Source organism: Maribacter sedimenticola (genome assembly GCF_900188415.1).
Taxonomy (GTDB): Bacteria; Bacteroidota; Bacteroidia; order Flavobacteriales; family Flavobacteriaceae; genus Maribacter; species Maribacter sedimenticola.
On sequence record NZ_FZNV01000014.1, the window covers coordinates 1 to 10,083 of the forward strand.

Sequence of the window (10,083 nt, forward strand, 5' to 3'; positions counted from 1 at the left end):
CCATTGGATACGGCGGTTGAAATCGCCATATTGGAAAACGACCTGGGCATACCGTCCGATGGAACGATAGCCACTACGGAGCCGTCCAATGGTACGGTAGCCATAAATGATGGTGGAACGCCAGACGATATCAGCGATGATACCCTTATCTATACCCCTGACGATGGTTTTGAAGGTACGGACAGTCTGGAGTATACGGTATGCGATTCGTTGGGCAATTGCGATACCGCAACCATAACGATTACGGTAGGCGAACCAGAGGAATTGGATGCTGTGGACGATGTGGCCACAACTACAATGGATACAGAAGTTGAAATATTAATTTTGGAAAATGACTTAGGTGTTCCTGAAATAGGTACAATTACAGTAACGGAGCCATCAAACGGAGTAATAGAAATCAATGATGGTGGTACTCCAAATGATGTTTCTGATGATACAATACTTTACTTTCCAAATGAAGGTTTTGAGGGTGCTGATAGTTTTGAGTATACGCTTTGTGATAGTATAGGAAATTGTGATACTGCCGTAGTTGATATAACGGTAACAAACGATAACCCTACAACACCACCGGAAGAATTTAAGATAGAGGTCAATCAAATGGTAACTCCAAATGGTGATGGCAGAAATGAGTTCTTATTTATTAGGGGTGTAGATCAAATTCGTAATAGTTCTTTAAAAATCTTCAATAGATGGGGAGTGGCAGTGTATGAAGGAGAGAATTATAATAACCAGAATAATGTATTCGACGGTAGGTCAAGAGGAAGGTCTACGTTAAGTGTAGATGAGTATCTTCCTGCCGGTATATATTATTATATCTTTGAATATACCACATTGGACGGAGTAAATAATGTAGATAGTGAATATCTATATATAAGTAGATAATAGTTTTAAATATGAATATTAAAAATAAATTATTAGTTGTACTAAGTGGGTTCTTGTTTTACTGTGGAACGGTAATGGCACAACAAGATGCTCAGTACACTCAATATATGTTTAATACCATGAGTGTCAATCCGGCCTATGCAGGGTCAAGGGGGCAACTTAGTATAACAGGTTTGTATAGATCACAATGGGTAGGTTTGGAAGGAGCTCCAAAAACACAGACGTTGAACATACAATCCCCTATCAGAAATAGCAAACTGGGCTATGGTGTATCTATAGTTAATGATGAAATAGGAGACGGGGTAGTTCAAGAGACATATTTTGATGCTGTGGTATCCTATACAGTTGATGTTTCTGCAGAAGGTAAATTATCATTTGGTCTTAAGGCCGGTGGAAATTTATTGAATTTGGACTTTAATAAGTTGCGCAATTTTGATGAGGAACCTGTAAATGCGGATAATATTGAAAATAGGTTTTCACCTAATATAGGGGTGGGACTTTATTATCATTCCAATGAGTTTTATGCAGGATTATCTGCTCCAAACTTATTTCAAACAGAGCATTTCGATAACTCGCAAAGAGATGCGGGAAGTGTTCAATTTTTGTCAAAGGAAAGAATCAATTTTTATTTGATAACGGGGTATGTGTTTGACTTAAACGGTAATTTAAAATTTAAACCGGCCTTATTGACAAAAGTGGTAGGTGGTGCTCCTTTACAAGTAGACATGTCCGCCAATTTTATGTTCAATGAAAAATTCACTTTTGGTGCGGCTTATAGATGGGATGCTGCACTAAGTGCCATGGCAGGTTTTCAGATATCCGATCAATTTATGATAGGTTTGGCTTACGATAAGGAAACAACAGATTTGGGAGGCACACAGTTTAACGATGGTTCATTTGAAGTATTGTTAAGATATGAATTGGTGAAATCCTTTCAAAGACTGGTATCACCTCGTTTTTTCTAAATGGAAAATATTACTATGGGACAAAGAGTACTATTAATACTTGCGCTACTATTATTTGGTCATGATTTTATCCATGCTCAAGAACGATTAATTGAAAAGGGCAATGAAAAATTTGAAGCTTATTCATTTAGTCCGGCAATCGATATTTACAAAAAGGTTTTGGATAAAGGCTATGTTTCTGCAGATTTGCTTAGGAAATTAGGTAATTCCTATTATTATAATGCTGATTACAAAGATGCGGCCGATACCTATAAAAAACTTGTAGCGGATTATTCTGCGGAAGCCACGCCAGAGGACTACTTTAAGTATGCCCAAACGCTAAAATCGTTAGGGGATTATGAAACTTCAAATTCAATAATGAAAAAATTCATTGAAGTTACAAAAGGAGATGGCCGCGCAACTGCTTTTACGGAAGACCGTGATTTCATGCAGGAAATAAAGGACAATTCAGGAAGGTATAATATAGGACCTTTTGAATTTAATTCACCCTATTCAGAATTTGCACCTTCTTTTTATAAGGAAGGGTTAATATTTTCTTCTGACCGTGATACCGGAAATTTTGCTCGATATCGTCATACCTGGAATGCCAAGGACTTTTTGGACCTCTATGTGGTTAATGCGGATAGTGCATCTATCAACAAAGTAAAAAAGTTGGGTGAGAATGTAAATACACGATTACATGAATCCACTTCTGTTGTGACAAAAGACGGTCAAACATTATATTTTACAAGAAATAATATTGTAGACGGTAAGTATGTAAAGGACGAACAGGGAATCATTCGTCTAAAAATTTTCCGGGCTGCCATGATGGAAGATGGTACTTGGGGAGAAATAGAAGAACTTCCTTTTAACAGTGATGCATATTCTATAGCAAACCCTGCATTAAGTCCAGATGAAAAAACACTTTATTTTGTTTCGGATATGCCTGGTACATTTGGAGAATCGGACCTGTATATGGTTACAATAAATCAAGATCGTACTTTTGGAACACCACAGAATTTAGGTCCAAATATAAATACAGAGGCACGTGAAACTTTTCCTTATATAACAGCTGGGGAAATTTTGTATTTTTCTTCTGATGGACATCCCGGTCTAGGAGGTTTAGATGTTTTTGCAACCAAAATATTACGTCAGGATTTTACGGGTAAAGTTTTAAATGTTGGGGAACCGGTAAATAGTAAAGGAGATGATTTTACATTTATCTTCAATGAAGAACTGCGTACCGGCTACATGGCCTCTAACAGGGAGGGCGGTCTTGGATTTGACGATATATATAGCTTTACGGAAACAAAACCATTAGTGTTTGACTGTATACAACAGGTTACGGGTACGGTTAGGGATAAAATAACCAATGAAGTATTGGTCGGTGCAACGGTAAAGGTTATAGATGAGGAAAACAATGAACTTTTTTCTACAATTACGGATTCTAAAGGTACGTATAGTTTAGAACTGGATTGCAACAAAGGCAATTTTGTAAGAGCGCTTATGGAAGGATATATTCCTTTTGAAGAGTATATTGGAATATCGGACGGTAAGCCCAAAATCATTGATTTTTATTTGGAAAGAGATAGGATTACCGCCGGTTTTGGTGATGATTTGGCCAAGTTGCTACAGTTGAGCACCATATATTTTGATTTTGATAAATATAATATTAGAAAGGATTCTGAAGTGGAAATTGAAAAAGTTATCGCCGCCATGGAAAAGTATCCAAGTTTAAAATTAAAGGTAAATTCGCATACGGACAGTAGGGGAGCAGCATCTTATAATCTATGGCTTTCACAGAAAAGGGCAGAATCTACCATAAACTATATGATCAAGAAAGGTATAACCAATGATAGGTTGGTAAGTGAAGGATATGGAGAGACCAAATTGTTAAATGAATGTGCAGATGGTGTAAAGTGTAGCGCTTCTAAACACGATATTAATAGAAGATCGGAATTTATAATATTAGAGTAATTTTTACGTATAATTTTAGGTATAAAAGCAACCATATAATGGTTGCTTTTATCATTAATATCTATACTTATCTATATTTTATGTAGTATTATATCAACTTAAATAGGCTATTGTAGCTAGTGCTTAATCGATAAATTACCAATTCACAAAGCTTTTATTTAAGAATTTTTTTTGAGCAAACAGCAACAATCTATTCATTCACTTAGTATTACACCTACTACACAACAAAATTTAGTACTGACCTATCTCTATGTTTATTTTAGCAAGTGATTTATGTGGTTTTTTTTTATTTAAAATAAAACTGCTTATTGAAGGCATTAAACTATGAGTTTAAAAAACATTTTTTCAGTACTATTTTTATTGTTGATTTCTACCGTTGTTTACAGCCAAGAAACGTTTAGGGATAATTTTACATTTCGCAATTATGGCAATAATAATGGAAGCAGCAATTTTAGTGGAAATTGGATAGAAGGTAATGATGATAATAGTCCATCTAATGGTAGAATAGATATTAACACTCCATTTCTAGGAAATGGTAGATTGCGTTTCGAAGATTTATCGAGTAACTTTCATAATATCAGAAGATCAGCTGATTTAAATGGGGCAAATTCGGTAACATTGGCATTTGATTTTCAAACACAAGGGTTAGATAATCGAGAGGAATTAGCGATACAGGTTTCGTCGAATGGAACAAACTTTTTTACAATTGGTACTTTTGGAGGTTCGAATAGTGGTTCATTTTTTCAGGATATTACCGCATTTGCTTCTTCTAATACGACATTTCGATTTTTATCCAATAATAGAAGTTGGGAAGCTAATGAATTCGCATATATTGATAATTTTTTAGTTACCGCAAATTTCCCAACAATGGTAACCATTGAAGATGTTACTGTAAATGAAGATGCCGGAACGGCAACTTTTACAGCAACAGTTGGGGGTGTAAATGCTTTAGGTCCTTTTACTGTTAATTACCAAACAGTGAATATTTCTGCTACAGCAGGTTCAGATTATACCGCTACTAGTGGGACATTGACCTTTACAGGAACAGTTGGCAATACTGCTACTTTTGATGTTCCCATTTTAGATGATGGCTTGCTAGAAGGAGCCGAAACCTTTAGGGTTCAAATGTCTAATCCATCAAATACTAGTGTAGTTGTTTCAGATACTGCTATTGGTACTATAGAGGATGATGAGGGGGTAATTATGACCAATGGCTCAACATCAACTCAATGTAGCGGTGTATTTTTAGATCCGGGAGGTTTAGGAAATTATGGCAATAATTTAAATGTAACACACACGCTTTGTCCAGAACCAGGGTTTGATTATGTTGCGGTAGATTTTACTAGTTTCGATATGGAAGCTGGTGATGATTTTTTGTTCGTATATGATGGTAACTCTACAGGAGCTACACTTATAGGGGTTTATGACAATGATAATATACCATCTTATATATCAGGTTCAGCCGCCGGAGGTGGATGTTTAACATTTAGATTCACCTCGGACAATAACGGTTCTGGAACAGGCTTTCAAGCTGATATTGGATGTTATGTAGAAGGTCCTGAAATTATAATAACAGATATCTCTTTTGATGAAGATGTAGGTAATGCAATTTTTACTGTTGAATCAACAAGGGCTCCACACGGTATAAATACGATATTTGGTTTTTTTGAAACAGATTTTACAGTCGATTATACTACGGTAGATGGTTCGGCATTAGCAGGTAGTGATTATACCGCCGTTACCGGAACACTGACATTTAGCGGTGAAGTTGGTGACATTAGAACTATTTCGGTACCTATCGCCAATGATGGAGTACCTGAATTCGATGAGGACTTTACTATTATGTTTACGGGGGCAAATGCACCCAACAATGGCGATGTAAACTTTAGTGATACCGGTAGGGGTACAATTAATTCTCAAATTTTAGCCAATGTACCATTAAGTTTATTTAGACAATTTGATGGTAAATATGATTATGTGACCACTGGCGGCACTATGCGTACACAAAGTAATAATGGAAATGCATGTGCCATTCAAGCCACATCTACAAATCAATTAGTTTCGGATATTCCGGTAAATGGAACTATTGCCGCTGCTTATTTATACTGGGCGCATTCAAGTTATGTTAGGGATGAACAGGTAACCTTTGAAGGTCAGACTGTTAATGCGGGTTTTGTATATCAAACCACCTTTAATGCCAACGGAACAAATTTAAATTTTTATGGGTATGTTAGTGATGTGACAGCCTTGGTTAGTGGTATAAACAACATCAATACTAATAATTTTGATTTTTCTGGGCTGACCATAGATACTTCTAATAATTTTTGTAATACACAAACAGTACTAGGCGGGTGGTCTTTAATGGTTTATTATGAAGATCCTTCATTACCTGCTGTAAATATAAATATATACCAAGGTTTTGACGGACTTCAAAATAATTCGCCAGGTACTCCATTTACATTAGATTCATTTTATGCTATTGCAGGTGCAGGAGCTAAAGCAACTTTTTTATCCTGGGAAGGTGATGATACCTTAGGTTCAAGTGGGGCAAATCCTGAACGTTTGACGATTACTAACCAAGCCAATACTACATTTACCTTGACAGGGGATGGCGGTCAAACAGGAAATAATTCATATAATGGAACAATTTATGATAATACGGTGACTCCTACCAATTACAACCAAACAAATGTATATGGGGTTGATTTGGATACTTATGATATATCAACCTTTATTGCTCCTGGAGATTCACAAGTTACCGCCACTGTAAATGTTGGTCAAGATTACGTTATAAATATGGCTGTAGTAATGAAAGTGCCATCTAACTTAATAACAGGTACTGTATTTGAGGATATTAATTATCCAGGTGGTGAAGGTAGAAACCAGGTAAACGCCGCTGGTTTAGGAGTGTCAGGAGCAATTGTTGAATTATTTGAAAGTAATGGAACTTTTCGTGAAAGAAAGAATACGGATATAAATGGAGATTACTCATTTGCTGGTATGGAAGATGGGGACTATTTAATTAAGGTAGTAAACTCTACTGTACGTTCAAATAGAACAGGTGGGCTAAATTGTACGGAATGTTTTCCAGTTCAAACCTATCGATCATTTGGTGATGCTACAACGATTAACGAGGTTACTACCGAGATTGGAGGAGCCAACCCAAGTGCAACTTTAGATGCTGCATTAGGGGTTTTGAATAATGCACAATCAGTTTCAAGTGTTACCGTTGCAAGTAATGGTGTAACGGATATAGATTTTGGATTTAACTTTAATACAATCGTAAATACAAATGAGGATGGGCAAGGTTCCTTAGAGCAGTTTGTGGTTAATTCTAATAATTTAGATCAAAACAATTTGGATATTGAAGCAAATTCAATTTTTGATCCAGCAGCAGGGGAAGATGTTTCTATTTTCATGATTCCACCTACTGGTGATTCTTTTGGTAGAACGGCCGATGCAAATTTCGCGAACGGGTATTTTGATATACTGTTTTCTAACGGAAGTCCTCTATCTATTATTACAGATAATAATACTGCCATAGATGGGCGAACGCAAACAGCATATTCAGGAAATACGAATACTGGAACGTTAGGTTCGGGTGGTAGTTCCGTGGGTGTATCAAATATGATATTACCTAATTATGAGAGACCTGAAATACAGATACATAGAAATAATGGAGATGTATTTATAACAGAAGGTACCGATGTTAGTATTAGAAACCTTTCAATCTTTGCAAATAATAATTCGGGAATTAGGGTAGATGCAGGTTCGTTAACGGCCACTGCAAACATTATAGGAATGGATGCAACTGGTGTTACCGCTAATGATTTAAACGTAGGTATTGAGAACACGGCAGGGAATTTAATTGCCGACGGTAATTATATTGCAAATACAGGTAATTATGCTATAGAGATTGATGGTGGCACTTCTAATATTATTAGAAATAACCATTTGGCCAATAATGGTAATGCTGCTTGTGATGATGCTATTTTGATAACTGCGGGTTCAGGTATTCAGATATTACAAAACTTAATTGAATCTTCTGCTTCTACCTCTATAGATGGCGAAGCGGGTTCTGGTAATATTATAATATCAGAGAATTCATTGACGACTTCAGGGGAAGATGGAGGTAACTGTAGCGGTAGTCCTCAGCAAATGGCAATAAAACTTGCTGGAAATAATTCAGAAATCACGAGCAATAAAATCTATACTAACGGTGGCGCTGGTATCAGTATAGTAGGTGGAGCATCTAATTTAATTAGTCAGAATTCAATGTATGCCAATGGTACAGCTACTCCTGCTTTAGGAATTGATTTAAATGATGATGGCGTTACATTAAATGACAATGCGGATGGAGATTCTGGTCCTAACGGGTTAGAAAACTTTCCTGTAATTTCAGGAGCATATTTGGCGGGCACAAATCTTGTGGTAACCGGTTGGGCAAGCCCAGGAACCATTGTAGAAGTTTTTTTTACCGACGTAAATGAAGGTACGGCTGCAAGTGGAGATAATCAATTAGGGTTAACGCAAGACTATGGTGAAGGGCAAATATATATAGGCACAGGAGTAGAAGGTAGTATAAACGATCAAGATAGTGCAACATCCGCATATACAGATGCAGATGGTAATACGGATAATACCAATAAATATAAGTTTGTGTTTCCTCTACCCCCAGGAACCGTTTTAGGAGAGTTAGTAACAGCTACAGGCACACGGTCTAATTCAACCTCTGAATTTTCACCTATTGTTGAAATAAGTGCGTATACGGTTATTACCAATAGCAGAATAACGTACAGGGTAAAAACAAATTAATATTTTCTATATAATCATGCATTCTTTTTAACAAACTTATTTATAACAAATTTGTTAAAAAGAATGCATCTGATTTAAATGCTTTTGATAAAATTTTTTAGCCCTGAAAAAGAATAATTTTCCAACACTTTTTCTTTGGATTCTTTAATCCAATTCTACAGTTCTACAATTTTTTTGACTCCTGTAACCTACTGAAATTAGGGTGCGTCCTCGATAAACAACCACCAATGACTAATGCGTAATTGGAATTCGCTAACCTCATGTTTGCCTATCTATACTGTGCAAATATCAGCGTACACAACATTTATTTTAAGGAGCACTTGTTATAATCAATATTTGTGTTAAGTGAAAACTGGTAATCCGTTTAATCGAGAAATAAACGGATGAATCTAAGAAGCACTTATAGAATAACCTATATGACCAACGATTTTTTGAAAGTGGAATTGAATATAAAAAGTATGAAAAGTCAGACTACCACAACCTTGAATTTTGCCATTAAAACAGTTATGGTGATGATTGCATTGATGTTGTCGGGGATTACTGTGGCACAAACAACGGTAACCTTAGAAGACCAATGTAATTGTGAAGTACTTCAAGGTACAGATGTTTCTACCCCTGGGTCCATAACTCCTGCTGGTGCAGATTTGGGAGACTTGTATGTAAATACGGATACAGGAACTATTTACTATTGGAATGGAACATCATGGGAATTGACTTCTACGGATGACCAAAATCTTCAAAATTTTAGTTTTGATCCTTTGACCAATATTCTTTCCCTTGAAATTGAAAACGGAAATACCGTTACTGCGGATTTGTCAACTCTGGACAGAACGGCATCAGAGATTATATATGATAACTCAACCTCATTATTATCGGCGACAAATGTAAAGGATGCTATTGATGAAATTAATGCAGCGGCAGGAACCGTTGCTTTGGTTGATAATGGCGACGGCACCTATGATTTTACAAGTGCGGATGGTAATATTACCACTATTGGTGACACTTCTATATCCACACTTAACGATAATGGTGATGGTACATATACTTATACGGATGAATCGGGTTTTGAACAAACTATTGATACCAATTCGCTATCCATTTCCAATACCATTTCCGGTAGTAGAATTGGGACGATAACAATGGCAGATGGTACAACGGAAGACATCAACGAGACGATAACCGATATCAGTGGTACCTTGACCACGGGCAACGAGATCGGTGTCTATGAAAAGGAGGACGGTACCACGGTATCCATCCAGGAGACGATTACGAGCATAGTGGACAACAACGACGGAAACGTGACCTTGGTGAACGAGGCCGGTGCCAGCGTAACGATTGCGAAATCTGATATAACGGCGAACCCTGACGGTACCTATACCTTTACGAACAATGACGGCAGCGATGTGATCATCGATACGAACGGATTGGTGATCAGCAACCTTGTAGCGGGTAACCGTATAGCAAC

The 10,083-nt window shown here is 36.7% G+C and carries 4 protein-coding genes and 1 pseudogene; all 5 read left to right on the forward strand.

The window, feature by feature from the left end:
• A partial coding sequence (locus CHB68_RS18305; protein WP_179213235.1) for an Ig-like domain-containing protein occupies window positions 1-882 on the forward strand: 882 nt, incomplete at its 5' end.
• An 11-nt stretch (window positions 883-893) separates the two neighbouring features.
• Entirely contained in the window at window positions 894-1,847 is a 954-nt protein-coding gene (locus CHB68_RS18310; RefSeq protein WP_089263374.1) for a PorP/SprF family type IX secretion system membrane protein, read from the forward strand.
• Window positions 1,848-1,862: 15 nt separating this feature from the next.
• Window positions 1,863-3,803 carry an OmpA family protein gene (locus CHB68_RS18315; protein WP_089263380.1) on the forward strand — a complete coding sequence of 647 codons (1,941 nt, stop codon included), beginning with the start codon at window positions 1,863-1,865 and terminating at the stop codon, window positions 3,801-3,803.
• A 324-nt stretch (window positions 3,804-4,127) separates the two neighbouring features.
• Window positions 4,128-8,618: a beta strand repeat-containing protein gene (locus CHB68_RS18320; RefSeq protein WP_089263376.1), complete on the forward strand. Its 4,491-nt coding sequence runs from the start codon at window positions 4,128-4,130 to the stop codon at window positions 8,616-8,618.
• A gap of 416 nt (window positions 8,619-9,034) precedes the next feature.
• A pseudogene (locus CHB68_RS18325) lies at window positions 9,035-10,083 on the forward strand (hypothetical protein); the annotation flags it as partial.